The sequence below is a fragment of the Streptococcus suis genome, assembly GCF_019794615.1.
In the GTDB taxonomy this organism is placed as follows: domain Bacteria; phylum Bacillota; class Bacilli; order Lactobacillales; family Streptococcaceae; genus Streptococcus; species Streptococcus suis_AI.
The window spans coordinates 108,859-133,796 of the sequence record NZ_JAIMDU010000001.1 but is presented as its reverse complement, the minus strand read 5'-3'; the positions used below and the strand labels follow the sequence as shown (position 1 = coordinate 133,796).

The following is a 24,938-nucleotide window of genomic DNA, read 5'->3' as shown; positions in this document are numbered from 1 at the left end:
AATGGATATTGTAGAATTGGAAAAACGATTGTTGGCCCTAGCAGAAGAAGGGCAGGCACAGCCAATGAAAGCCTATATGAAAAACAACTTTGAGTTTTTAGGTATTCGTAGTCCAGATCGTAGAAAAGTTGCCAAACAATTTTTTAAAGACTTCAAAACGCCAGAACTTGACTGGGATTTTGTAGAGGCTTGTTGGGTCAAACCCTACCGTGAATTTCAATATGTCGCTATTGATTACCTCGTGGCTCACAAGAAAAAACTAGTATTAGCTGATTTACCCCGCTTGAAAAAACTTGCCCAGACGAAGTCCTGGTGGGATAGTATTGACGGATTGGACAAACTCGTTGGCAAAATTGTTTTGGACAATCCAGAGGCCAAGCAGGTGATGATTGACTGGAGTTTGGATGAGGATTTCTGGTTGAGGCGAATTGCTATTGACCATCAGCTTTTGCAAAAGGAAAAGACAGATACAGTACTGTTAGAGAAGATTCTCGTTAATAACCTCAATCAGACTGAATTTTTTATCAATAAAGCGATTGGTTGGAGTTTGCGTGATTATTCGAAGACTAATCCTCAATGGGTTCGAGACTTTTTAGGAAAATACCAACATCAAATGGCAAGTTTATCGATTCGTGAAGCAAGTAAGTATTTATAGGTTGAATGATGACAAAAGTATATGAATTTCAAGCAGTTATCTATCCTGTACCAGATAAGGGTGGAGCATATATTATTTTCCCATATGATATCCGTCAGGAATTTGGGAAGGGGAGAGTAAAAGTACATGCGACTTTTGATGGGCATCCCTATGATGGCTCTATTGTCAATATGGGAATAAAGGATGAAGAGGGCAATATTTGTTATATCCTCGGTATTAAAAAGGCAATTAGAGCTGAAATTGGCAAGCAACCTGGTGATACTGTGTTCGTAACCATTCGAGAGCGGATTGAGTAATTAGACTTGCAAAACTGTCAAATTATGATAGAATAGGTTCATGCGATGAGCCGAGTAGTGGGTGGTGATTAAGGTTCAGCACGCTCCTAAGAGTTCGTGTCAACATCTCAGCGCAGTGGTTGATTGGCAGATTTGTTCGTGTTTTGCACTCCAAATCTGACCATTACGACTGTTGCGAACAAAGTTCGCTTCATCTCCAACCTCAAACTGTCTCCCAGACAGTTTGAGCTGTGCGGGGGTGGGAGTGAAACAGTCTGGGAAGAGACTGTTTCAGGTCAACAACCAGAAATGATGAATTGTTGACGAACTCTTGGTTGACTGGTTGAGTTCTTTCCCACTCCCTTCGACGCTAGGGAGGTCTTCATTTAATTGAAACGCAGGAGCGGACCTTGAATAGTTGTTGTGAACCTGCTATTCTCATCAGCAATGATGCCCTTACCCACCATTTATGGTGGGCTTTTTTGTTGGAAAGAATATCCATATGATTTTAAATGAGTATTAGTTACTAGAGAGAGTGATTATTAAATTCAATTTTGTATATCCAAATCAAACTCCAACAGGGTTCAACGTAGTCTGATTTTAAAATACTATATCTTTAATGTAATTAGAATATTCAGGTTGCTTTTCTTTTTGAATAATGATGTAAGAGGTGTGTATGAACGCACTTTTGTTTGATGAGCGACTAATAGTCGTCAATCCTGTCTAGAAGGCTCATTCCTTATCTCCGAAACCAATTATAATGGCAATCCAAACTACACCTTCTGAAAATTATCTGTAGTGGATAGTAGCTTGAGTTTTGCGTATACGACGAAATAAAAAAGGATATGCTAACAAAAATTATATTTGTTAGCATATTATTTCAGTTTACCGTTGATTATTTTATAACAATATGCTAACATTGTTATAAAGTGTTAGTATATTGTTTTGGAGGTGGTGATATGGATTTGTTAGAGAAACCCGTTTATAATTATATAAAAAATAATCATGGATTAATAACTTTTCGTGATATAGAAGAGCTTAACTTTTCTTATCAACAACTGAATCAATTAGTCTCAAAAGGGAAAGTGGAATCAATTGAAAGAGGTATCTATCATCTGCCAGATACCTATATCGATGACTATTTTAGTTTACAGTACCGTTTTCCAAAAGGAATTTATTCCTTAGAAACAGCACTTTGGTTACATGATCTGTCCCTTATCATTCCATTTGAGCCTGTGATGACTTTTCCTTTCGGGACAAATACGAGGCCAATGAAAGAAGCTGGTGTCAAGCCAATTGTCACTAGAAAGTATCATGAAATCGGTATTATTAGACTGGAGCGACAGGCTGGACAGTTTATCTCAGTATATGATATGGAACGAACATTAGTGGAGTGTTTGAGAACAGCTTACCATATCGATATTCAAGTTATTGCCCCAGCTTTTCAAGCTTACTTCAAAAAAGGAGTTGTAGATTACACTAAGTTGTATCACTATGCACATCTATTTAAAGTAACTGAAAAACTACAATCATATGTGGAGGTCTTGTCGTGAAATTTTCAAATGCTAATAGTTTCAAAGCAAAAGTCAAGAATATTGCAAGAGAAAAAGGAATACCTGCTCAACAAGTTCAGCAAAATTTTCTGATTGAACAAGTCTTAAAACTCATCTCAGTGAGCAGGTATAAAGATAGTTTGAAGTTTCTCAGCTAGAATTGTTTCAATTGTATAAGCAATGATTGGAAAATTATCTTCATCAAAAATAGCTTTATAGTCGTATGTAATCGGCTGAGGAGTTACAACATCACCTGTCGCGATATCCAAATGGATAACTTGTTTAATATTATCAAGTTGGCACAAAATTGTTGCTCGATAGCCACCATAGTCATCACTTTCTTTAATAGCTGTGATGGATTGAATCACAAAAGAAATACCTTCTTCTGAATCTGCTAAAATTTCCTTGAGTTGCTGCTCTACAGTATCTTCTGAGAGTATTCTTTGATATTTTATGACAGAGTGCTGTTAGCTTAGCTTTATTCATACTAGGACCTCCAGAGTTTGTTTGACCTTGTCCAGGGTGTTCATTTTTGTCGCATATTCATAGAGTTTTGTAAGATTTTTTTTAGGATAGTTTCCGTAAAGTTGAAGTGTTTTGACAAAAAGCCCAGTATCTATTTTTTCTCGATGAATCACAAAATCACAGATAATACGTTCGAAATCATATACTCTTACCTCGTTTCCCATAGGGGTTTTTACAAGAGTAATTCCTAGTTCGCTATATTCCTTTGAAACGGAATGAATGTTCAGATTAGCTGGAGGAGTATTAAAACGGTAACCTCTAGGAATGGTTACGTCAAAATATTGAGGAATTTCATCTGTAAATTGTTGCAGATAAAGCGCTGAGATATATGAGAAAACAGTCTTCGGATATCGGTACTGAAAGAAGTAGTATTCGTCGTAGTCTCCATTCTGGGTTAGGAAAATTCCTTTCTCGACGCGGTATAGAATCTCTTCTTTTTCAAGTCTTGTCAAATATATTGTTGGAATGTTTAGTGCCTTACAATCTTTATAGGTGATAATGCCATTGTGGTTTTCTATAAATTCAAGTAGAATCTCTTTTTTTGACATGCTTACTCCTTTCCGTGTTGCTTTCACACTACAATTTTATAATATTTGTAGTGTAAAAGCAACATTTTCTTTTACCCTTATTGTATTGTGATACAAAATCAAGCTTTTTTTCTACTTAAAGAAAGAAGTGACTTGTATAATCAAACGGTGTTATTTATCTACTTTCGTCAATTCGGATTCAGCAGTAATGAATGTATATTAAAGTTCCTTAAGATACTTTAGGTTGATTTTGATAACATGGTGATTGCTGTAGTTGCTTGGGAAGGTATAGTTGCATACTTCCATAAAGGTGTAACATCTGTCAACGCAGCTACACAATGAGTGGAAAATCTATCTACTTAGTTATCTGAATTATATTCTAGTGCAATATCTGAACAAATAGAAAGCTTGGTATCATTATATAGAAACGATTGATTATCACAAATATTAGAATTTATTTCCTATTTTTGTTACAATGTAAGCAATGAATGAAAGAAGTGTGATAAAAAATGAAAAAATACATGTTCGGAATGGTGTGTTGTTTAGTATTAGCTGGTTGTAGCCAGCAGAGTAATTCTACTAAAGCAAGCTCCTCAACATCAACTGAAATTACTGAGTCTCAAACTCAGACAACTAGTAGCTCTGCTCAGAGCTCTTCAACGGGAGAAGAAACGATTGAATCCTCTTCTAGTAGTTCGGAAACAGGAACATCCACAAAGGCAACCTTCAATGGTTCTTATTATAGTGTTCAAGGGAAATATGGTGAAGTAGTTATTGCCAATAAGAAACACCCACTTGCGAAAGACTATGCACCAGGGGAAGATCCAGAAGCATTAGCAGCTTTCCAACAATTAGTTGCAGATATGCAAGCGAAAGGATTTGATGTTTCAAATAATTACAGTGGCTTCCGGTCTTATGAAACCCAGGCCACACTCTACCAATCCTATGTCAATCAAGAAGGACAGGCTGCAGCAGACACTTATTCTGCTCGACCAGGCTATAGTGAGCACCAAACTGGTTTAGCATTTGATTTGTTGGATTCTGCTGGTAATTTATTAGAAGAACCTACTGCTTCAAAATGGCTAGCAGAAAACGCTCATTTGTACGGATTTATAGTACGCTACCAACCAGGAAAGGAAAGTAGTACTGGCTATGTTGCAGAATCGTGGCATGTTCGCTACATTGGTCAAGAAGCAACGGATATTTATCAATCTGGTTTAACCTTAGAGGAATATTACGGTGTTCCTGGTGGCGATTACCAAGAATAAGCTTATCAAAAAATTTTTGCGAATAAGACAAAAGATTTGTCCGTATGATTCACTCGTGTTATAATGAATCATCAAACAGTTGGAGGTCCATCATGCTTAAAGCAATGGAAGTATATTTGGTAACAAACGGTAATGGTTTGGAAGCTATTGAGTTTTACAAAGAGGCGCTCGGTGCATCTATCGAACAAGTGAATTTATTCAAAGATTTCTTGCCAGATTGCCCAGCAGAATTGGAAAATTTTGTTATGAATGCACAATTCCGTTTACCGAATGGTCAACGTTTCATGTTGTCAGACAACAACCCAGAAATGCCTTATTCAGTAGGCGATAACATCACTGTTGCCTTGATTACCGATGACGCAGAAACTGCTAAGAATTTCTATGACAAATTATCAGTAGATGCGAAAGCCATTAATATGGAACTTCAAGCAGTTCCATGGTCACCAGCCTATGGCAATGTAACGGATAAATTTGGTATTTCATGGCAAGTGAATGCTGAAGTTGCAGGCTATGGTCAGGAATATTACGCTGAACAAGAATAAAAACAAATCAAAACGACACAGTCTGAACACGCTGTGTCGTTTTTTAAAATCTATTTTGTCTTTCTTATTGCGGTAGTTTGCTCCAATATGCTTTGTGAAGAAATACTTGGAGTAAGGTTGCCGCAACCAAAATAAGGGTTAGTAGAGCTGCACTAACATAAACAGCATTATAGGCATTTGCGACAATGATGCTGATAGTGACTAAGATAGCACCAACCATCATGGTCAAGAGTATGCTTCCAGCTATCAGCCATTGCCCACTTCCACGTCCAAATAATTGATTGCTATTTTGCCAATTGAGAACTAATAGTCGTTGATCGCGCCAATAGTAAATCTGGCCAACCAATAGGGCAGAAAGTAGAAGCCCTATTGTAAAGAAAATGGATAAAAGAAGGTGAACTTTAAATAGCACAAAGGCTAAAGTGAAGTATAAAATAGTTGGAAGTAGGAATTGTACAAATGCGATGACTTTAAATTTTTGAATAGTAAATTGTTTAAAATTGAGAGGTAATGTACGGATAAAATGATAATTTTCCTTCTCTAGGGACATCGCAACTCCTAAAAATGTTGTTGCACCGGCAAACATACTTCCTAATAGGATACCGATTAACATTGCAATGCCAAAATAATCTGGTGATAGTGTACTCAATCCTCCGTCATTAGCAAATCGTGAGACACTAGGATACAAAGCAAAACCAATCACAACAGGCTGGACAAAACTTTGGACCAACAAGTTGCTATCTTTCAATGTAGATAGATGGTGTTTTACCAAGGCTTTTTGTAAATTGCTTGGTAGTTTTGCAGGTTTTTTCTTGCGGGTTTGGCCAGAAACGGCATCAATTTCTAATAACTGATCGAAATAGTGAGGCATGATCTCTTTTACGATATAGTATACTAAGCCAAGTGTGATTGCGAGCGGTAGTAGGAAGTTGATGGCAGTTCCTAGTGATAAAGGTTGGCTGACGATGTAATGAAATCCTACAAAAATTGGAATTATTGGAAAGTTGACAAACCCATTAGATTCTAAAGAAACAATTTGTTGAGATTGAAGAAACAGCATTGCACCAATCGCAATGAGCGTAGACACTGTCATCAGGATTGTTGAAATCATGGTTTTTTGTGAACTTTTACGCAATACTTGACCGATAAAATGCAAAAGGACCAAGTTGATAATGTTTATGAACAGCCACAATAGGATAAATGATGGTAGAACAGCAATGAGTGCAGGAGCTCCTCCAATTTGCCAATAGGTAATCGATAAAAGAGAAAGACAGGGCATGAGGAAAGGTAGAACCATGCCTTGTGCAGACAAGACTTTTGCGATGAATACGTCCTGTGAACGCAGTGGTAAAGCGAGGTATAATTTTGTATCCTTACTGTCGTAGAACACTGAGAAAAATCCAGTGAATCCATAGACAATCGACATAATGGCAAAGATAGAAAGTTGGAGTGAGAAAAATCCGACTGATTCTGAATAATCTACGCCTAAAAAGAAAATAGTGTAAATAAAGGCGAACATGATCATCATAAAGATTTGTTGCCGTAGGATACTTTTATAGGCTGAAAATGATGCATTTTTCTTTTTATTCTGTTTCTTTTTGACAGAGGCCAGCAGTTGTGGGTTGGAATATAAAATATTAATTTTAATCAATTCCCAGATGATGGACTTCTTCATACTTCCTCACCTGCCTTATCTTGTTGGCGTCCTGCTAATTCCAGATAAATTGTTTCTAAATCTTTATCTGGATATTGTGATTTCAATTCGTCAAGACTTCCAAGAAAAATCAAGCGGCCTTTTCGTAAAATACCGATACGGTCACATAATTGTTCTGCAACAGACAAAACATGTGTTGAGAATAAGACGGTATTGCCAGCAGCTGCATGTTCTTTCATCATCTGTTTCAAATCAAAGGAAGCCTGTGGATCCAGTCCAGTTAATGGTTCGTCCAATATCCAAATATCAGGATTGGAAATAAGCGCGCCAATGATAATTGTCTTTTGCCGCATACCATGAGAAAAGCTGTCAATGGTTTCGTGCTGACGAGTTGTCATATCGAACAGTTGTCCTAATTTGCCGATTCGTTCATCAATCAAATTCTGAGGGACCTCGTAGACTTTACCCATAAAATTCCAATACTCGAATGCAGTTAGGTGGAGAAAGATATCTGGAGAATCTGGAACGTAAGCGATGCGTTTTTTAATGGCATTGCGGTGTTCGGCTAAATTTAACTGATCGACTAAGACGAGCCCCTCAGTCGCTTCAATAATAGAGGTTAATAGACTAATCGTTGTCGTTTTTCCAGCACCATTGTGTCCAATCAACCCGAAAATCTCTCCACTTTCAATCCTTAAATTAAGATCGTCAAGTGCAAGGGTTTCGCCATATGCTTTTGTAACGTGGTCAAATTGTATCATATTTTCCTCCTCATATTTCCCTAGGCTTGCCTATTCTACATGCTTTAAAATGGCATTTCTTTTAGTCATCGAATAGTAAACCAATGGATCGTAAAGCCATTTTAGAAGTGTAAAAGAATAAACATATTTATATTTTTAATGTTATTATACTACTTTATTAATACAAAATCAATTGTTTTTTGTAGATAGTGACCATACAGCCGTTTTAAAGAATTTGAGAATGAATCAGTTTGATGATCAATAATAGACTTACTATTTCTGATTTTGATATAATTATCCTATGAACGAAATCATTAAACATAAGTTAGAGTTGCTTCCAGATAGTCCTGGCTGCTATCTCCATAAAAACAAGTACGGAAAGATTATCTATGTAGGCAAGGCCAAAAACCTGCGCAATCGGGTGCGGTCTTATTTTCGTGGGGCCCATGATACCAAGACTGAAGCTTTAGTATCTGAAATTGCTGATTTTGAATTTATCGTAACAGATTCTAATATCGAGGCGCTCTTACTGGAAATCAATCTGATTCAGGAAAACAAGCCTCGCTATAACATCATGTTAAAGGATGACAAGTCCTATCCCTTTATCAAAATTACCAAAGAACGTCATCCACGGCTGATCATTACACGGCAGATAAAAAAGGATGGCGGTCAGTATTTTGGTCCTTATCCAGATGTGGGTGCGGCTAACCAGACCCTCAAACTATTGGAGCGTCTGTATCCTTTCCGTAAGTGCAAATTGCCTGAGAACAAGTACTGTATGTATTATCACTTGGGTCAATGTTTGGCCCACGGGGACAAGATGCCTAGTCTTTCTGATTATGATAAGATGAGTAAGGAGGTTGCTCAATTCTTAACAGGACACGATGATAAGATTGTTAGACAGGTGCAAGAAAAAATGAAAGTTGCTGCAGCCAATCTTGAATTCGAAAGAGCTGCGGAATATCGTGATATTCTTCAATCTATTTCAACCCTGCGGACCAAGCAACGGGTGATGGCTCATGATTTGCAGAATCGGGATGTCTTTGGTTATTATGTTGACAAGGGATGGATGTGTGTGCAGGTTTTCTTTGTTCGTCAGGGGAAATTGATTGAGCGGAATGTCAATCTTTTTCCATATTATAATGATGCGGACGAAGACTTTTTGACCTACATCGGTCAGTTTTACAGGGACCAGCAACATTTGATTCCGTCAGAGGTCTTGATACCGCAGGATATTGACCAAGAAGCCGTAGAAGCTCTGGTAGATACTAAGGTCATCAAGCCTAAGCGTGGCGAGAAGAAGCAACTCATCAATCTGGCAACCAAGAATGCGCGTGTTAGTCTGGAGCAGAAGTTTAATCTTTTGGAGAAAAATCTGGAGAAGACTTACGGTGCTGTAGAAAATATCGGTCAGCTTTTGGGGATTCCGACGCCTGTGCGGATTGAGGCTTTCGATAACTCCAACATCATGGGGACCAGTCCTGTGTCGGCCATGGTGGTCTTTGAAAATGGGGTGCCTAATAAAAAAGAATACCGCAAGTATAAGATTAAGACGGTGGAAGGGCCAGATGATTATGCTTCCATGCGGGAAGTTTTGCAGCGACGGTACAGTCGGGTACTGCGGGACGGATTAACGCCGCCTGACTTGATTATCATTGACGGTGGTCAGGGGCAGGTCAATATTGCCAAGCAGGTGATTGAGCAGGAATTAGGCATGTCTATACCAATTGCAGGGTTGCAGAAGAATGACAAGCACCAGACTCATGAGTTGCTTTTTGGTAATCCGTTGGAAGTAGTTGAGTTGCCTCGTAATTCACAGGAATTTTTCCTCCTGCATCGGATTCAGGATGAGGTTCACCGCTTTGCCATTGAGTTTCATCGTCAGGTCCGGTCTAAAAATTCTTTCTCATCTAAATTGGATGGTATTGATGGCTTAGGACCAAAACGAAAGCAGGCATTGATGAAACACTTCAAATCAATTGGAAAAATCCAATTGGCAAGTGTCCAAGAAATTGCAGATGTAGGTGTTCCCTATAAGGTGGCGGAGAAAGTCAAAGAAAGCCTTTCCTCAAAGGATGAGATTTGAAAACATTCCCATAATGTGTTAGAATAAACTATCAATGACTGAATAAGGAGAAAGCAATGGCTTTTGGTGAAGAAAAACACAAGAAATCAACATTTGAAAAAGTTACTTTAGTAATTGTTGTCGTGATGGTAGTCGTGACATTAGCAGGCTTGATTTTACCAGCAATCAATGCATTGATGAATTAAGAAACTGTATTCACAGTTCAGCTCTTCTATCTAAGGCTAGTTTTTAAGATACTCAACGTTTGTTTTTTCAAGATACTGTCAGTATTTCTTAAAAAAACGAGATTGATTCCTTAAAAATGGTTTCTTATTTATTAGCACTTTGTTTGTGAATACAGGATATAAAACGCTATTAAGCGTTTTTTTCTAGGAAAGAATAGGTTAATTATGAGTATGTTTTTAGATACTGCTAAGATTAAGGTCAAGGCAGGTAAGGGAGGCGATGGAATGGTTGCCTTCCGTCGTGAAAAGTATGTACCAAATGGCGGTCCTTGGGGCGGTGACGGTGGTCATGGTGGGAATGTTGTCTTTGTTGTAGATGAAGGCTTGCGTACCCTAATGGACTTCCGTTACAATCGACGCTTTAAGGCTGACGATGGCGAAAAGGGGATGACCAAGGGCATGCATGGTCGTGGTGCGGAAGATTTAATTGTTCGTGTACCCCAAGGAACAACTGTCCGTGATGCTGATACAGGAAAAATAATTACAGACTTGGTTGAGAATGGGCAGGAATTTGTCATTGCTCACGGTGGTCGTGGTGGTCGTGGAAATATTCGTTTTGCGACACCTAAGAACCCAGCACCAGAGATTTCTGAAAATGGGGAACCTGGTGAGGAGCGGAACCTTGAATTAGAATTGAAAGTGTTGGCTGATGTAGGTCTTGTAGGTTTCCCATCAGTTGGTAAGTCAACGCTTCTAAGTGTTATCACAGCTGCTAAACCTAAGATAGGTGCTTACCATTTTACAACCATTGTTCCCAACTTAGGAATGGTGCGGACCAAGTCTGGCGAATCATTTGCTGTGGCAGATTTACCTGGTTTGATCGAAGGTGCTAGTCAAGGTGTTGGATTGGGAACGCAATTCCTTCGTCACATTGAGCGGACACGAGTTATCTTGCATGTTTTGGATATGTCCGCTAGTGAAGGCCGGGATCCTTATGAGGACTATGTGGCCATCAACAATGAATTGGAAACCTACAATCTTCGCCTCATGGAACGTCCTCAGATTATCGTTGCCAATAAAATGGATATGCCAGAGGCAGAGGAACATCTGGAAGAGTTCAAGAAAAAATTAGCAGCCAACTATGATGAGTTTGAAGAACTGCCACAGATTTTCCCAATCTCTGGTATTGCTCACCAAGGTCTGGAAAATCTTTTGGAAGCCACAGCTGAGTTGCTCGAGAAAACGCCAGAATTCTTGCTTTACGACGAATCAGATTTCCAAGAAGAAGAGGCTTACTATGGCTTTCATCCTGATGAACCAGAATTTGAGATCAGTCGTGCAGATGATGCAAGTTGGATACTATCTGGTGATAAGTTAGAAAAACTCTTTACCATGACGAACTTCGATCGCGATGAGTCAGTCATGAAATTTGCTCGCCAGTTACGTGGCATGGGTGTTGATGAAGCTCTTCGAGCGCGTGGAGCCAAGGATGGGGATATCGTCCGAATAGGCAAATTTGAATTTGAGTTTGTGGACTGATACAGTCTGGGGATAGACTGTATCAGCTGGTCGCCTTGAAATACGAAAGCGACCATATCTGGGGGAGTGAAAAAGTCCAGTGGACTTTTTCAGCTGGTCACCTAGAAATAAGAAAGTGACCATCGAATTCCGAGCCAAGAAATTCGAAAGCGAGGTAACCAACCTTACTAACTCCGTTCAGTCAGTAATATCGACTACCTGAACTCCATGTCGTAACCTGTCTGGGGGAGTGAAAAAGTCCAGTGGACTTTTTCAGCTGGTCACCTAGAAATAAGAAAGTGACCATCGAATTCCGAGCCTAAAAATTCGAAAGCGAGGTAACCAGTTTGACTGCAAGTTAACTTACTAGTCAAACTACGCCAAGTCCTAGGGGACCTTGGCTAGATACCTTATTAATTTTGTTCCGTTAGTGACGATTGATTATGAATAAGTAATAAAAAATTGGAGGTCTTTATGGGTGATAAGCCGATATCCTTCAAGGATAAAAATGGGAATTTTGTTTCGGCAGCCGATGTTTGGAATGCTGAAAAATTAGAAGAACTTTTTAACAAGCTCAATCCCAATCGCAAGTTACGGTTGGAACGCGAGCGTTTAGCTAAAGAGCAAGAAAAGAGTAGTTAGAAAATTTATCTTTCCGAAAAATGGTCCATTGGACCATTTTTTTGTTAGATTTTGATATACTAGACATAGAATATTCAGGAAAGAAAGAGAACGAAAGATGAAATTGGTCTATACAGATATTCGCAATTCTCTGACGCAGTATTTAACAGATACCGCAGCAGAATTTGCTAAGGAAGCTAAGCGAGTTTTTTATATTGCTCCAAACTCTCTATCCTTTGAGATGGAGCGCAAGGTCTTGGAATACCTGCCTGAACAGGCAACTTTTGATATTATTGTGACCCGTTTTGGGCAATTGGCCCGCTATTTGATGATTGATAGGAAAGAAGCAGGTCAACCGCTGGATGATGTTGGTCTTGCCATGATTTTCTTTCGTGTTCTATCGCAATTTGAAGACGGCGACTTGAAAGTCTATGGTCGTTTACAGACAGATTTTGGGTTCATTAACCAGCTAGTTGCTTTATACAAAGAATTGCAACGGGCAAATATGTCTATTTTGGACGTGGAAGCCATGGAGTCACCAGATAAGCAGGCTGATTTGGTAAAGATTTTTCTGGCTGTAACAGACATTTTGTCCAAAGAAGGCTTTGAGCATCAGTCTAAGTTAGCACAGCTGACTAGCTTGGTGGAAACTGGTCAGTTGGATGAGCAGTTGAAGAACATTGTGCTGGTGGTAGACGGATTTTCTCGTTTTTCGGCAGAAGAAGAAGCTTTAGTAAGTGCTTTAAATGAACGGGTGTCGGAAATCCTGATTGGTGTATATGCCAGCAAGAAAGCTGTGCAAGCCACCTATATTGAAGGTAATGTTTATCAAGCTAACGTTGACTTTTTACGCCAGTTATCAGCACAGTTCCAGACCAAGGCTACATATATTGGTCAAGAGCCAGTCTTGGACAGTGTTGGTAAATTTTCAAAGAATATGGAATCCGTTTACGATTACAGCGGTACCATGATAGAGCTTACTGAAGAAGACAAGAAAAAAATCCAACTCTGGGAAGTCGTCAACCAAAAAGAAGAAGTTGAGCAGGTAGCGACTGCAATTCGTCAGCATGTGCATCAAGGGGCTCGCTATAAAGATATTTTGTTGCTCTTGGGTGATGTGGATAGCTACAAGTTGCAGATTGGCAAGATTTTTGACAAGTATGATATTCCTTACTATTTTGGTAAGGCAGAGGAGATGAGTCATCATCCCCTGGTCCATTTTGTGGAGTCCTTGGAACGCTTGCGTCGCTATCGTTTCCGTGCGGAAGACCTGCTCAATCTCCTCAAATCTGGTTTGTACGCCAGCATTTCCCAAAAGGAGCTGGACCTATTTGAGTCTTACATCCTTTTTGCGGATATGAAGGGGCAGGCTGCTTTTTCGAGGGCTTTTTCGGTCAATGGCAGAGCAGACTATGATGCTGAAGTCATCAAGGAGAAAAGGCTTGTCTATGATTTGACTGTCTTGGAACCCCTACGTGCTAAGATTATGGAGCCTTTGAACCAGCTGTTTAAGGCTGGACCACAATCTGGAACTGCCTTGCTTGAGAAATTTATGGCATTTTTGGAGGCAATTGAGCTTCCTAAAAATATGGAAAAAATGTCTCGAAATTTGCGTGAGGTAGAGCAAGAAAAAGAAGAGCAGGTCTGGAAAAGTTTTACCCATATTCTAGAGAATTTTCATCAGATTTTCGGAAAAGAAAAATTGAAAATGGATGATTTTCTGGCTATTTTACAGGCCGGCATGCAGGCTAGTCACTATCGTATCGTTCCTGCAACGGTTGATGTGGTCTATGTCAAATCCTATGATTTGATTGAGCCACACACTGCTAAGTATGTTTATGCTATCGGAATGGGCCAGTCCAATTTTCCAAAAGTTGCTAAGAATACCAGTCTTTTGACAGAAGAAGAGATGGAAAAAGTCAATCTTGTCTCGGCTAGTTCTTCACGTTTTGATTTGGTCAGTCGAGAGAATATCAAGAAGAACCATGCAGCCATGATGTCTCTGCTGAATGCTGCGACGGAACAGTTAGTCATTTCAACTCCTCAGATTTATAACGAAGGTGAAGATAGTCTCTCACCTTATATCAAGATTCTCCAAAAAATGGGGCTGAAATCCGAAGAACGTGGAAGGATGAAAATACTTAGTCCACAAGACATCGGTCACTACAAGAGTCTCTTATCCCGTTTGATTGAGTCGGAAAGGCCCTCTCTTGAACATGAAGAATGGGAAGGGCAGACAGCCTTCTGGACAGTCTTGGTTCGCCATTTGAAGAAGAAATTGGAGTCGCAAGGCATTGAAATTCCGACCATTACTGGCGAAATTACTTCTAAACAGCTTGCAGCGGATACCTTGGCTGCTTTATATCCAGAGGATAAGCCGCTCAATCTTTCTGCATCCAGCTTGACCAATTTCTACAATAACCAATATCTTTACTTTGTCCGTAATGTTCTTCGCTTGCGGGAACAGGAATCCATCCATCCGACTGCCTTTCAGCATGGTTTGTTCTTGCATCGGATTTTTGAACGAGTGGTCATGGACCAATCTGAGCTAGATTTTGATCAAAAAGTGGACAAGGCTATCCTGCATACGCGTGACGAGGCAGAATTTGCTATGTTTTATAACCAAGATGCTGATGCTCGCTATATGGAGGAGATGCTGGATAAGATTGCTCGTTCCAGTGCGACTATTTTGCGGGATAATGATTTGGTTGAAATTGATGGTCAGGAAAAGAGTTTCCGTCAGGATAAGGCACTGGTTTTTGACCTTCAAAATGGCAAGAGTGTGCATGTAAATGGTACAATTGACCGCTTGGATACCTTACAAATCAATCAGGCTGTCGGTGTTGTGGATTACAAGTCCAGCGACCAATCTTTTTCAGTTGGGGATTTTTACAATGGTCTAAAACCTCAGTTGGTGACCTACCTGGCAGCCTTACAAGAGCTGGATGAAACCAAGGATAAACCTGTTTTTGGAGCTATGTATTTGCATTTGCAGGATCCGATTATCAAGTTAAAAGATACGAAGAATTTAGAACAGCTAGAAGGAGCTGCCAATACTAGCTTGGTTTACAAGGGGCTTTTCTTGAAGGAGGGAAGTCTGGGGCTCAATCATTTCTATCAGACTCGTAACCAACTCTACACGGAAGATGAGTTTGCGGTTTTATTGAACCACAACCAAGAACTCTACAAACAAGCTGCCAAGGACATTCTAGATGGTCGCTTTGCTATTAACCCTTATACCAAAGATGGGCGTTCGGTTGCAGGTGAGCAGCTGAAGGCAATCACTGGTTTTGAGGCGGATCGGCACATGGGTATGGCACGGCGGTTGGTCAAAGAGGCCAAGCGTCAAGATTGGATGGAACGAATGAAAGGAGGTCAGGACTAATGGCTTTTGAACAATTTTTAAGCGCGGAAGAAATCAAGGCTGTGCAGCTGGCGGAAGCTAATTCTGATAAGCAACCAAAACGCACACCTGAGCAGATTGAAGCCATCTACACGCACGGTCAGAATGTTCTGGTCTCTGCATCGGCTGGGTCTGGAAAGACCTTTGTTATGGTTCAACGGATTTTGGATAAGTTGAAGCGTGGTGTGGGAATCGACCAGCTCTTTATCTCGACCTTTACAGTCAAAGCGGCTGGTGAATTGAAGGAGCGGATTGAGAAAAATCTCAATGAAACCATTGCGGAGACGACCGATATGGAGTTGCGTCGGCATTTGTCTGCACAGTTGGCGGATTTGACCAAGGCGGATATTGGGACCATGGATTCCTTTACGCAGAAATTGGTAACGACTTATGGTTATAGCCTTGGTATTTCTCCGCAGTTTCGGATTTTACAGGATGAGACAGAAAAAGCGAGTCTGAAAAAAGAGGTTTTTGACCAGCTCTTTGCAGATTATCTTGAACAGCATGAAAATGGTGCATTCCGTAAACTGGTTCGCAATTTTTCGGGCAACCGTAAGGATAATAGTGGTTTTCGTCAGGTTGTTTATCAGGTGCATGATTTTAGCCAATCGACGAGCAATCCAACTAAATGGCTGAAAGAGCAGGCTGTTCAAGCTGATTTGTACAGTCAAGAGCGTATAGAGCAGATCTTAGAGCAAGGCTTTAAAGAAAAAGTATTAGACAAACTCTATCAAGCTGCAGATTTCTTCCGCTACCATGTGGAATGGGGCAGAAATGACTTTGGTTCCGCCAAGTATTTTGCCAATGTGGAAGAAGTCTTGGATTTGTTGACAGGTTTAGATAGTCTGAACCAGAAGGACTTGATGGAACGGGTTGAAAGAATCCTTCTCATCAATGACCAGTCCAGAGGAAAAGGCCTGACCAATGCCAATCGACCAAAAGATGAGCATTTGATAGCCTTTAAAGAAGAATACAATGCTGGCAAGAGCCAGATTATCTCAGGACTACGAGATTTGGGTCAGGAAGTTTATGAATTGACCCTGCTGAAAGACTATCAGGTTCAAGCTTTGCCACTGCTTGTATTATTACGTGACTTTGTCTTGGATTTTTCGCAGGCTTATCTGGATGTCAAAATCAAGGAAGCAGCTTTTGAATTTGGCGATATTGGGCATTTCGCTATTCGCATTTTAGAAGAAAATGCGGACATCCGGCAGTTTTTCCAAGAAAAATACCACGAAGTCATGGTGGACGAGTACCAGGATAACAACCATAGCCAAGAGCGAATGCTGGACCTGCTGTCTAACGGTCACAACCGCTTTATGGTGGGCGACATTAAGCAATCCATCTATCGCTTCCGTCAGGCGGATCCGATGATTTTTCAAGAGAAATTTGAACTGTACCAGGCAAATCCTCAGGCTGGAAAATTGATTTTGCTCAAGGAAAATTTCCGTAGTCAGATTGAGGTCTTGGAGGCAACAAATGCTATTTTCACGCGCCTGATGGACCGTCAAGTAGGGGAAATCAAGTATGACGACACCCACAGTCTAGTGGCTGGTAGTCCTGGTCAAAAAATTGCCCAGACCAAGCATGAAATGGAATACTTCATTTACGACCAGCAGGATAGTGCACCTTCTTCAACGGATGCTGAGGAGGAAACTCCTCTGACTGCTGGTGAAATTGAGGTCGTTGCAAAAGAGATTATTCGTCTTCACAATGAAGAAGGAGCAGACTTCAAGGACATCACTCTCTTGGTGCAAAAACGGACGCACAATGACCTCATTATGTCCATTTTTGAAAAACATGGGATTCCTATTGTGGCAGATGGCGGAGCAGCCTCCTATCTGCAATCTTTAGAAGTCATGATCTTGCTGGATACCTTGCGGGTTATCAATAATCCACTCAATGACTATGCCTTGGTTGCCCTTCTTAAATCGCCTATGTTCCGATTCGATGAGGATGAGCTGACACGGATTTCCCTACAAGCTAAGTCAGGATTCTTCTATCAAAAAATTGAAGTAGCCCAACAAGCAAGTGGACAACATCCTGAACTTATGACAGGAGCGTTGAAGAAGAAAATCACAGATTTCTTATCTATTTTGGAAAACTGGCGTGCCTTTGCCAAGCTGCATTCTATTTATGACTTGATCTGGAAGATTTTCAATGAAAAATTCTACTATGACTATGTCGGTGCTCTTCCAAATGGCAGCAAACGTCAGGCCAATCTATACGCACTTGGTCTGCGTGCCAACCAGTTTGAAAAAACAGGCTACAAGGGTTTGTCCCGCTTCATCGCCATGATTGACCGTGCCTTAGCAAATGATAAGGATTTGGCAGATGTACAAGAGTTTCTACCGCAAAATGCTGTTCAGCTGATGACCATCCACAAGTCAAAAGGTTTGGAGTTCAAGTATGTCTTCCTCATGAACATCGATAAGCGATTCAACTTGGAAGACCATTACCAGTCAGTCATCATCAGCCGGAAAAATGGTCTGGGTATCCAATATTTAGCGGATATGAAAGATAAGGTAACTAGCCCATTGCCTCAGGTGCGAGTCTTAATGAACACCCTGCCTTATCAAAATAATCTCCAAGAGCTAAAAATTGCCAATCTTTCAGAACAAATGCGGTTGCTTTATGTTGCACTAACGCGTGCAGAGAAGAAGCTGTATCTGGTTGGAAAGGGCAATGCTGACAAGTTAGCTGAAAAATACGATGGTAAGAAGGAAGATGGCGTACTTGCCCAATCAACACGTGAAAGTATGGCGACCTTCCAAGACTGGATTCTAGCCATTGATGAGGCTTTTTCAGGAGAAGACTTGCACTTCAAGAAAGTCTTTGTAACGGATGAGGATTTGACAGAGGAGAAGATTGGTAAACTTACATTGAAGAATAAGCTAGAAAACGCCAGCCTTAAAGATATTCGTCAATCAGAAGACATTGCCCAGGCCTTGGACCAATTATCTTCTGTCCAAGAGTTGAATGCCCACTATAAGGCTGCCATCGAATTACCAAGTTTACGTACTCCAAGTCAAATCAAGAAACTCTATGAGCCTGTCTTGGAACAAGAAGGCATGGAAGTTATGGAAAAATACCTGCCAAAACGGACCTTCAACTTGCCAGATTTTTCCAAGAAACCAAAAATCACTGGAGCTCAAGTCGGTTCAGCAGTCCATGAACTCATGCAACGCTTGGATCTGTCTTGGTTGGTGACAGAAGATACGGTAAGAGATGCCCTAGAAGCTGTTCATGCTGAGCAAGCGGTTAAAGACAAAATCAATGTTCAAATGATTTTGGATTTCTTTGATACAGACTTAGGAAGAGAAATTCTAGCCAATACAGACAAACTCCACCGAGAAGCTCCATTTGCAAGTTTTCAGACAGATTCTTTGTCGCAGGAACAATTTGTCCTTCGTGGGATTATCGATGGCTACCTACTGTATGAGGATCATATTGTCCTCTTTGATTACAAGACAGACAAATATGACCAACCAAGCCAACTCAGCCAGCGTTATCAAGCTCAAATGCAACTCTATGCCGAGGCATTGAAAAAAGCCTACAAGATAGATCGTGTAGACTGTCATTTGATTTTGCTTGGTGGGGAGAAGATTGAAGTGGTAGGGGTCAATTTAAAGGATAAGCCTTCATTATGAAAGGTATTGGATAAAGAGTAGGAGATCATATGTCACGTAAACAATTGGTTACACTTACGAATATGTGTATGATAGAGGATAAGGATGGAAATGTAGTAGTTCAGATTCGAGATCCTAAACGGTATCGTTGGTCTGGTGCAGCATTTCCAGGTGGACATATCGAAGAAGGTGAGAATTTCTCTGACTCTGTTATACGTGAGGTTTTTGAAGAGACTGGCTTGACAATCTCAAATCCCTGCTTGGTTGGTACCAAGCACTGGCCTGACAAAGAAGGACATCGCTATATTGTCTTTCTTTATAAGGCTACGGAGTTTTCAGGAACTATCCACTCAACTGAAGAGGGAGAAGTTCGATGGGTTAAGAAATCCGAACTGAGTCAATTGGAATTAGCCTATGATTTGCTTGAAATCGTAAAAGTCATGGATGACCCAACCTTATCTGAATTCTTTTACACCAAGAAGGACCAAACTGGGGAATGGGACCGGAATTTTAGGTGAGGTATGTATATTTGAAATAAGATTTTTCATGTAATTTGGATTAAAAATGAGTTGGTACATCATATATTTGTATCAACTCATTTTTAGTTTTGTAATGAGGCTGGGCAGAAACTAGCCAGTAATACTCTTCGAAAATCAAAGTTAGACATTGTTGACTTGATTTGATGAGCTTCAAGCTCTAGTGGAGCTTGACAGCCTGTTCCCTTGAAATATATTCAATTGAAACAGGAGCAGGACAAAAGTGCCTCAAGAAAAGTATTGCAATTTGGCAATACTTTTCTGAGGTGTTTTTTAATTTGAGCCCATGTTTTCTCAATGGGATTATACTCAGGTGAGTAAGGAGGAAGTGGTAATAGTCTATGACCCTGCTCCTTGCATAACTCTTTTAGCTTACTCATCCGATGAAACCTTGCATTGTCCATAATGATAACAGATGGTCTATCTAAAGTGGGTAGTAAGAATGTTTTAAACCAAGCTTCGAAAAAGTCACTAGTCATGGTTTCTTTGTAGGTCATTGGGGCTATAATCTTACCGTTTATAAGACCTGCAACTAAAGATAGCCGCTGGAATCTTCTTCCAGAGACCTGACCTGTGATCAACTGACCTTTCAAAGATCGACCATATTCTCGATGAAAATATGTCTCAAACCCTGTCTCATCAATATAAACAGGTGTCAAGTGACTTAAGTTATTAAATTCTTTAAGGAACTGATTTACTTTCTCAGGGTCTTGTTCATAGTAGGTACAGCTCTTTTTTTTCGAGTATACCTCATAGCTTTGAGAGCGTAATGAATAGCTGTTGGATGACAGCCAAATTCAGAAGCTATTTCAGTCAAAAAAGCATCTGGATGAGCTTCAAGATAGTTCTTTAATTTTTCTCTATCAACTTTTCTTGGTTTGGTTCCCTTAACTTGGTGATGAAGCTCGCCTGTACTCTCCATTAATTTTAGCCATTGATAGATGGTGTTGCGTGAAATATCGAAAACAACAGATGCTTCAGTAATACTGCCGGTTTTCTCACAGTATGCGAGAACTTTTTTACGAAAATCTAATGAATATGCCATAAGTATATTATACCACAAATGTACTATTTTTGTTTCAATTTGTTATAATATCTCAGAGCTCAATCTTCTTATCGAGCTAGACCTCAATAACCAGTCCTACCAAGAAGTCAAAGACGAACTCATCAACGAAATTGCCCAGCTGGATTTGACCATTACGGATTTGCAAGATAAGGTTGCTTATCTCAATAAGGTGGCGGAAGTATTGATCAACCTTAACAATTCTGATTCAGAAAATCGAAGACTGGCACGATACGACTACGCCAAGATGAATTTGACTGCGGCAATTACACTTGAACAGGTGGAAGAAGAAATAGAAAAAAATCAAAAATCTATGACGAAATGGATAGATGATTACGAATATAAGGTTAGGAGACTGGAGATTTTAGTCCAGACACTTAGTCACTCTCTTTCTTCTTCAGACCATAGAGACCGTCCAAATAAAAATGAACTTGGTCTCTGATAAATGTTAATGATTTATTGTTTGTCGTATTAATCACGCCAAATACCCGATAATGATTTTTGAAGAGTTCTTCATAATCGATATTTTGGCCAATAATAATGATAGTCGCTAGTTCTGAATAATCTCGTACATTCTTTATGTAATTGTTCATCTTCTCTGATGTTAAAAACTTAGATTTTATGATAAAATAGGTAGTAGGACTATCGTACTTATACGGATAATAAGAGAAAGATAGTTTGATTTTTGAATAAATCTGATGACTGATTAAGTAACCTTTAATGACGATTGCGATAAAAATACTTAATGGGGAATAAGGAAAGATTTCAATCATAGTATCCTTTCTTTTTCAATGATTTAGGAATTTAATTATATCAGTTATTGTTGGTTTAGTGAGCTTAATTTCCTGAATAGACCTCTAACTTTCCTAAATGGTAAAATCTTACCATTCAAGACGTTTAGATAACCATTTAGGATTTGAAGGAAAAATGATTTTGCTCCTATGCTATAGTGTTCATAGGAGGAAATAGCTATGAACTTTATGATTATCAAAGTCAAGGATGAAACAAAGAAAGTGCTGCTGTCAGATATACTATATATCATATCGCATCCATCTAAGCCACATTACATTCAAATTGTGACTGAGAAAGAGATTTATGATTGTTTACAAAAGCTACAAAACATAGAGGAAATGTATCCAGAATATTTTATTAGATGTCATCGTTCTAGTCTAGTTAACCGTTCAAAAATTAAGGTTATCAATTCTCGAGAAAAACGTATTTTTCTTGGAGAAAAAGGAGAACATTGCCTTACTTTTTCAAGACGTCGTTATCAGGACATACTGCGTCAGTGGATTAACAAAGGAGGAATGTAGCATGAATATCTTTGTATTGGAAGATGATTTTAAGCAACAAGCGAGAATTGAGAAGATTATTACTAAGCTGTTAGAAAAGCACAACATCGTTCCGAAAAAATTTGAAATTTCAGGAAAACCTCATCAGCTACTTCAAGCAATAGAAGAAAAAGGAGTACATCAGCTCTTCTTTTTAGATATTGAGATTAAGGAAGACGAACTAAAAGGACTTCAAGTCGCTAAACAAATTAGAGAGATTGACCCTTATGCTAGTATTGTTTTTGTGACAACACACTCCGAGTTTATGCCCTTATCTTTCAGGTACCAGGTATCTGCCCTAGATTATATTGATAAAGAACTTGGAGCTACTGAATTTGAATCGCGAATAGAAGCTGCTTTATTTCATGTTTATGGTAAGAATCATAAAGCAGTGGCGGAGGATTCATTTTATTTTAAATCTAAATATGCCCAAGTACAGTACCCCTTTAATGAAGTTTACTACATCGAGACTTCTCCACGTCCTCATCGTGTTATCCTTTACACCAAAACAGACCGAATGGAGTTTACAGCAAGTTTATCAGATATTCTGAAACAAGATAAGCGACTGTTACAATGTCATCGTTCATTTGCAATCAATCCGAGGAATGTTGTTAAGGTTGATCGGCAAGAAAAGCAGGTCTATTTTCCAAATAGCTCTACCTGTCTTGTCTCAAGGCAAAAGCTAGAATCAACTTTAGCTGTTATTGATAGACTGCATAGATAAAGGAGAAAGGATGTCTGTTTTAAACTATATTATTGAATCCGTTGTTTCATTGGGTTCACTCATTGTTCTCTTTTTTAGTGTTAACCGCCTAAAGTATTCCATCCGTTCAATCCTCTTGATCATTCTGCTCAGAGTATCCGTTGCAGCCCTTTTCGCGACTTTAAGTCAGTTATTTTCAAGTCAATTTTTATCTTATTTTGACACCCCTTTGTATGGTTTTCTCCTAGCCATGATATTGCTGCGGCCCTTACCGAAGACCCTTTTGATTTTCTATGGTCTACTGCCCTTTACCTTAGAAAATCTCTTTTATCGCATGGTGTCCTATTTTGTTTTACCTTTATTGGGGCAGTCATCGGGAATTATAGAAGATACACCAACTTTTATTCTCGTTAATTTCTTGTCTATATCGGCTGCTCTTTTCTTTTTAAAATGGCTAAAGTATGACTTTGTCAAGTTAAGAACAGACAATCTTGTAACTGAAGACAAACGGCTACTCTATCTGACCAACTGGGTGATGGTTGCGTATTACATCTTGATACAGACCTTGACTTATTTAGAGTATGACATCGGATTGCCGACCATGGCTCATCGTCAATTTATTCTAGTGACCTATCTTGTTATCTTCATGGGAATTATCAAACAACTTGATTTCCATTTGCGAAAAAAGCTACAAGAACAGCTTGATTTTCAACAAGCCTTGCAGCTCAAAAGCTTGGAAGATTATAGTAAGCAAGTTGAGGATCTTTATCGTGAAGTGAAATGTTTTAGGCATGATTATGCTAATCTGATGACCACATTACGCTTGGCTATTGAAGATAATGACATTGAGCAAATAAGGGACATTTACCAAACAGTATTAAAAGATTCAAGTAAACAACTTCGAGCCAGTAAATATGACATCGGATGCTTGGTCAATATTGATAACTCCGGCTTGAAAAGTCTACTGGCCTCCAAGTTCTTACAGGCTAATGATAACAATATATCAGTTAGCTTGGAGGTGCCAGAAGTGATCAAACTGCAAGGAATGGAGTTGGTAGATTTTATCACAATAGTATCGATATTATGTGATAACGCCATAGAGGCTGCGATAAATGCAGCCAGTCCAAAGCTAACCATCGCTTTTTTGCTGGTCAATGATAAGCAGATGTTTATTATCGAAAATAACACCAAGGAAGAAAGAGTTGACCTTTCAGAGCTTTATGCCTTTGGTCATAGTTCTAAAGGCGAGGGCAGAGGTATTGGTCTATATAATGTCATGAAAATTCTAGAGCGTTACCCACTGATTTCGCTGAACACGACTAGTAAGGCTCATCTGTTTGGCCAATCTCTAGAAATTGACTTGTCATCGAAATCATGACCACCCGTCAAACGGGTGGTTTGAACAAGGGCTATAAGCCCACATCACCAGCCAGCGCCTAAAGACGATGGCTTTCACTTTGTTCAAGCCTCACTGCTTTTGACTCGTCACTAGCCTCTTAAAGAGGCATTCGTACTACTTGCCATTATCCCTAAAGGGATCTTCATACTCTTTTACACTCAATTTATCAAGTGCTATATCATGTTTTTCCTGTTCTTGTATATATTTCTTTATTGTGGCTTCATTAAGTCCAACCGTACTTACATAGTATCCCTCTGCCCAGAAATGACGATTGCCAAATTTATATTTGAGATTAGCGTGTTTATCAAACATCATAAGAGCACTCTTACCTTTTAAATATCCCATAAAGCTTGATACACTTAATCTCGGAGGAATACTGACTAACATATGAACATGATCCGGCATCAGATGTCCTTCGATAATTTCTACGCCTTTATAACTACACAAACGTCGGAATATTTCTCCCAAACTACTTCGATATTGATTATAGATGATTTTTCGTCTATACTTAGGTGTGAAGACAATGTGGTACTTACACAACCACTTTGTATGTGATAAACTATGTGCCTTTTGTGCCATACTTTTCTCCTCTCGCTTTACAATAGGCTTGAACACCTTTATTGTATCGCGTTTGGAGTTTTTTTGGTATAACCTTCGTCGCGCACCCGCATAGCGGGTGGTTTATTTGTCACGTGTCACGCATCTTACGGAGCGTGACGGACTAAAAGTCACATAATAAAAAAAGT

General features: G+C 39.5%; 22 protein-coding genes and 2 pseudogenes. 17 read left to right on the top strand and 7 right to left on the bottom strand.

What is annotated here, in order from left to right; all coding sequences use genetic code 11:
* The first annotated feature begins 1 nt into the window (after position 1).
* The 4 genes and pseudogenes from K6V43_RS00685 to K6V43_RS00670 all read left to right on the top strand — a co-directional run.
* A complete protein-coding gene (locus K6V43_RS00685; protein ID WP_024392814.1) occupies positions 2–655 on the top strand; it encodes a DNA alkylation repair protein in 654 nt (217 codons plus the stop codon).
* 8 nt (positions 656–663) lie between these two features.
* Entirely contained in the window at positions 664–951 is a 288-nt protein-coding gene (locus K6V43_RS00680; protein WP_222381106.1) for a DUF1905 domain-containing protein, read from the top strand.
* A gap of 938 nt (positions 952–1,889) precedes the next feature.
* Positions 1,890–2,483 (top strand): type IV toxin-antitoxin system AbiEi family antitoxin domain-containing protein, encoded by a 594-nt coding sequence (locus K6V43_RS00675; protein WP_222381084.1) that lies wholly within the window; start codon positions 1,890–1,892, stop codon positions 2,481–2,483.
* Positions 2,480–2,623 (top strand): annotated as a pseudogene (locus K6V43_RS00670) (nucleotidyl transferase AbiEii/AbiGii toxin family protein); the annotation flags it as partial. The gene K6V43_RS00675 and the pseudogene K6V43_RS00670, both read left to right, overlap by 4 nt.
* Here K6V43_RS00670 and K6V43_RS00665 read toward each other — a convergent pair.
* Positions 2,615–2,932: pseudogene (locus tag K6V43_RS00665) on the bottom strand (nucleotidyl transferase AbiEii/AbiGii toxin family protein); the annotation flags it as partial. The pseudogenes K6V43_RS00670 and K6V43_RS00665 sit on opposite strands and share 9 nt — an antisense overlap.
* 33 nt (positions 2,933–2,965) lie before the next feature.
* Complete coding sequence (locus tag K6V43_RS00660; RefSeq protein WP_222381083.1) at positions 2,966–3,556, bottom strand: type IV toxin-antitoxin system AbiEi family antitoxin domain-containing protein; 591 nt, start codon at positions 3,554–3,556, stop codon at positions 2,966–2,968.
* Positions 3,557–4,044: 488 nt separating this feature from the next.
* On the opposite strand from K6V43_RS00660, the gene ldcB reads away from it, so the two are divergent.
* Both ldcB and K6V43_RS00650 read left to right on the top strand, forming a co-directional pair.
* Positions 4,045–4,803: an LD-carboxypeptidase LdcB/DacB gene (gene ldcB, locus K6V43_RS00655; RefSeq protein ID WP_222381082.1), complete on the top strand. Its 759-nt coding sequence runs from the start codon at positions 4,045–4,047 to the stop codon at positions 4,801–4,803.
* A 92-nt stretch (positions 4,804–4,895) separates the two neighbouring features.
* Positions 4,896–5,345, top strand: a complete 450-nt coding sequence (locus K6V43_RS00650; protein ID WP_172018359.1) for a VOC family protein — start codon at positions 4,896–4,898, stop codon at positions 5,343–5,345.
* Between the two features lie 64 nt (positions 5,346–5,409).
* Here the strand turns inward: K6V43_RS00650 and K6V43_RS00645 are convergent, their stop codons facing one another.
* Positions 5,410–7,020 carry a permease-like membrane multi-spanning protein gene (locus K6V43_RS00645; protein ID WP_222381081.1) on the bottom strand — a complete coding sequence of 537 codons (1,611 nt, stop codon included), beginning with the start codon at positions 7,018–7,020 and terminating at the stop codon, positions 5,410–5,412.
* The gene (locus K6V43_RS00640; protein ID WP_024397058.1) at positions 7,017–7,760 is read right to left on the bottom strand and encodes an ABC transporter ATP-binding protein; all 744 of its coding nucleotides are present in this window, start codon (positions 7,758–7,760) and stop codon (positions 7,017–7,019) included. The genes K6V43_RS00645 and K6V43_RS00640 overlap by 4 nt, the downstream gene beginning before the upstream one ends.
* 280 nt (positions 7,761–8,040) lie before the next feature.
* Between K6V43_RS00640 and uvrC the strand changes: the two genes are divergently transcribed.
* The 7 genes from uvrC (at position 8,041) to K6V43_RS00605 (ending at position 19,678) form a co-directional block, all read left to right on the top strand.
* Entirely contained in the window at positions 8,041–9,825 is a 1,785-nt protein-coding gene (uvrC, locus tag K6V43_RS00635) for an excinuclease ABC subunit UvrC (protein ID WP_222381080.1), read from the top strand.
* Between the two features lie 56 nt (positions 9,826–9,881).
* Positions 9,882–10,010, top strand: coding sequence for a DUF4044 domain-containing protein (locus tag K6V43_RS00630; RefSeq protein ID WP_024388852.1), 129 nt, complete (start codon positions 9,882–9,884; stop codon positions 10,008–10,010).
* A 204-nt stretch (positions 10,011–10,214) separates the two neighbouring features.
* Complete coding sequence (obgE, locus tag K6V43_RS00625; protein WP_222381079.1) at positions 10,215–11,528, top strand: GTPase ObgE; 1,314 nt, start codon at positions 10,215–10,217, stop codon at positions 11,526–11,528.
* 453 nt (positions 11,529–11,981) lie between these two features.
* Positions 11,982–12,149, top strand: a complete 168-nt coding sequence (locus K6V43_RS00620) for a hypothetical protein (protein WP_024392259.1) — start codon at positions 11,982–11,984, stop codon at positions 12,147–12,149.
* Between the two features lie 97 nt (positions 12,150–12,246).
* Positions 12,247–15,513, top strand: coding sequence for an ATP-dependent nuclease subunit B (rexB, locus tag K6V43_RS00615; protein WP_222381078.1), 3,267 nt, complete (start codon positions 12,247–12,249; stop codon positions 15,511–15,513).
* Positions 15,513–19,181 carry a helicase-exonuclease AddAB subunit AddA gene (gene addA, locus K6V43_RS00610; protein WP_222381076.1) on the top strand — a complete coding sequence of 1,223 codons (3,669 nt, stop codon included), beginning with the start codon at positions 15,513–15,515 and terminating at the stop codon, positions 19,179–19,181. Before rexB ends, addA begins: the two co-directional genes overlap by 1 nt.
* Positions 19,182–19,210: 29 nt before the next feature.
* A complete protein-coding gene (locus tag K6V43_RS00605) occupies positions 19,211–19,678 on the top strand; it encodes an 8-oxo-dGTP diphosphatase (protein WP_222381074.1) in 468 nt (155 codons plus the stop codon).
* A gap of 215 nt (positions 19,679–19,893) precedes the next feature.
* On the opposite strand, the gene K6V43_RS00600 is transcribed toward K6V43_RS00605, so the two are convergent.
* Positions 19,894–20,741 (bottom strand): IS630 family transposase gene (locus K6V43_RS00600; protein WP_222381072.1). Its coding sequence is split into 2 segments (ribosomal slippage): positions 19,894–20,438 and positions 20,438–20,741, totalling 849 coding nucleotides; the frame shifts between segments, so codons are not numbered across the junction.
* On the opposite strand from K6V43_RS00600, the gene K6V43_RS00595 reads away from it, so the two are divergent.
* Positions 20,638–21,201: a helical hairpin domain-containing protein gene (locus K6V43_RS00595; RefSeq protein WP_496108332.1), complete on the top strand. Its 564-nt coding sequence runs from the start codon at positions 20,638–20,640 to the stop codon at positions 21,199–21,201. The genes K6V43_RS00600 and K6V43_RS00595 overlap by 104 nt on opposite strands.
* Here the strand turns inward: K6V43_RS00595 and K6V43_RS11430 are convergent.
* Positions 21,137–21,532 carry a hypothetical protein gene (locus K6V43_RS11430; RefSeq protein ID WP_237395093.1) on the bottom strand — a complete coding sequence of 132 codons (396 nt, stop codon included), beginning with the start codon at positions 21,530–21,532 and terminating at the stop codon, positions 21,137–21,139. The genes K6V43_RS00595 and K6V43_RS11430 overlap by 65 nt on opposite strands.
* A gap of 198 nt (positions 21,533–21,730) precedes the next feature.
* Here K6V43_RS11430 and K6V43_RS00585 point away from each other — a divergent pair, with 198 nt between their 5' ends.
* The 3 genes from K6V43_RS00585 to K6V43_RS00575 are packed head-to-tail and all read left to right on the top strand — an operon-like array spanning position 21,731 to position 24,171.
* Positions 21,731–22,072: a LytR/AlgR family response regulator transcription factor gene (locus tag K6V43_RS00585; RefSeq protein WP_222381070.1), complete on the top strand. Its 342-nt coding sequence runs from the start codon at positions 21,731–21,733 to the stop codon at positions 22,070–22,072.
* A gap of 1 nt (position 22,073) precedes the next feature.
* Positions 22,074–22,814, top strand: a complete 741-nt coding sequence (locus K6V43_RS00580) for a response regulator transcription factor (RefSeq protein WP_222381069.1) — start codon at positions 22,074–22,076, stop codon at positions 22,812–22,814.
* Between the two features lie 10 nt (positions 22,815–22,824).
* Positions 22,825–24,171 (top strand): GHKL domain-containing protein, encoded by a 1,347-nt coding sequence (locus tag K6V43_RS00575; RefSeq protein ID WP_222381068.1) that lies wholly within the window; start codon positions 22,825–22,827, stop codon positions 24,169–24,171.
* Positions 24,172–24,306: 135 nt separating this feature from the next.
* Here K6V43_RS00575 and tnpA read toward each other — a convergent pair whose 3' ends face one another.
* Positions 24,307–24,771 carry an IS200/IS605-like element ISSsu4 family transposase gene (gene tnpA / locus K6V43_RS00570; RefSeq protein WP_029172398.1) on the bottom strand — a complete coding sequence of 155 codons (465 nt, stop codon included), beginning with the start codon at positions 24,769–24,771 and terminating at the stop codon, positions 24,307–24,309.
* Positions 24,772–24,938: the final 167 nt, after the last annotated feature.

Coding starts and splice junctions, on each gene's coding strand:
- obgE (WP_222381079.1), top strand. CDS start 10,215: ATGAGTATGTTTTTAGATACTGCTAAGATTAAGGTCAAGGCAGGTAAG.
- addA (WP_222381076.1), top strand. CDS start 15,513: ATGGCTTTTGAACAATTTTTAAGCGCGGAAGAAATCAAGGCTGTGCAG.
- K6V43_RS00660 (WP_222381083.1), bottom strand. CDS start 3,556: ATGTCAAAAAAAGAGATTCTACTTGAATTTATAGAAAACCACAATGGC.
- K6V43_RS00595 (WP_496108332.1), top strand. CDS start 20,638: ATGGTGTTGCGTGAAATATCGAAAACAACAGATGCTTCAGTAATACTG.
- ldcB (WP_222381082.1), top strand. CDS start 4,045: ATGAAAAAATACATGTTCGGAATGGTGTGTTGTTTAGTATTAGCTGGT.
- K6V43_RS00620 (WP_024392259.1), top strand. CDS start 11,982: ATGGGTGATAAGCCGATATCCTTCAAGGATAAAAATGGGAATTTTGTT.
- K6V43_RS00680 (WP_222381106.1), top strand. CDS start 664: ATGACAAAAGTATATGAATTTCAAGCAGTTATCTATCCTGTACCAGAT.
- tnpA (WP_029172398.1), bottom strand. CDS start 24,771: ATGGCACAAAAGGCACATAGTTTATCACATACAAAGTGGTTGTGTAAG.
- K6V43_RS00675 (WP_222381084.1), top strand. CDS start 1,890: ATGGATTTGTTAGAGAAACCCGTTTATAATTATATAAAAAATAATCAT.
- K6V43_RS11430 (WP_237395093.1), bottom strand. CDS start 21,532: ATGATTGAAATCTTTCCTTATTCCCCATTAAGTATTTTTATCGCAATC.
- K6V43_RS00605 (WP_222381074.1), top strand. CDS start 19,211: ATGTCACGTAAACAATTGGTTACACTTACGAATATGTGTATGATAGAG.
- K6V43_RS00580 (WP_222381069.1), top strand. CDS start 22,074: ATGAATATCTTTGTATTGGAAGATGATTTTAAGCAACAAGCGAGAATT.
- K6V43_RS00585 (WP_222381070.1), top strand. CDS start 21,731: ATGAACTTTATGATTATCAAAGTCAAGGATGAAACAAAGAAAGTGCTG.
- K6V43_RS00650 (WP_172018359.1), top strand. CDS start 4,896: ATGCTTAAAGCAATGGAAGTATATTTGGTAACAAACGGTAATGGTTTG.
- rexB (WP_222381078.1), top strand. CDS start 12,247: ATGAAATTGGTCTATACAGATATTCGCAATTCTCTGACGCAGTATTTA.
- K6V43_RS00645 (WP_222381081.1), bottom strand. CDS start 7,020: ATGAAGAAGTCCATCATCTGGGAATTGATTAAAATTAATATTTTATAT.
- K6V43_RS00685 (WP_024392814.1), top strand. CDS start 2: ATGGATATTGTAGAATTGGAAAAACGATTGTTGGCCCTAGCAGAAGAA.
- K6V43_RS00630 (WP_024388852.1), top strand. CDS start 9,882: ATGGCTTTTGGTGAAGAAAAACACAAGAAATCAACATTTGAAAAAGTT.
- uvrC (WP_222381080.1), top strand. CDS start 8,041: ATGAACGAAATCATTAAACATAAGTTAGAGTTGCTTCCAGATAGTCCT.
- K6V43_RS00640 (WP_024397058.1), bottom strand. CDS start 7,760: ATGATACAATTTGACCACGTTACAAAAGCATATGGCGAAACCCTTGCA.
- K6V43_RS00575 (WP_222381068.1), top strand. CDS start 22,825: ATGTCTGTTTTAAACTATATTATTGAATCCGTTGTTTCATTGGGTTCA.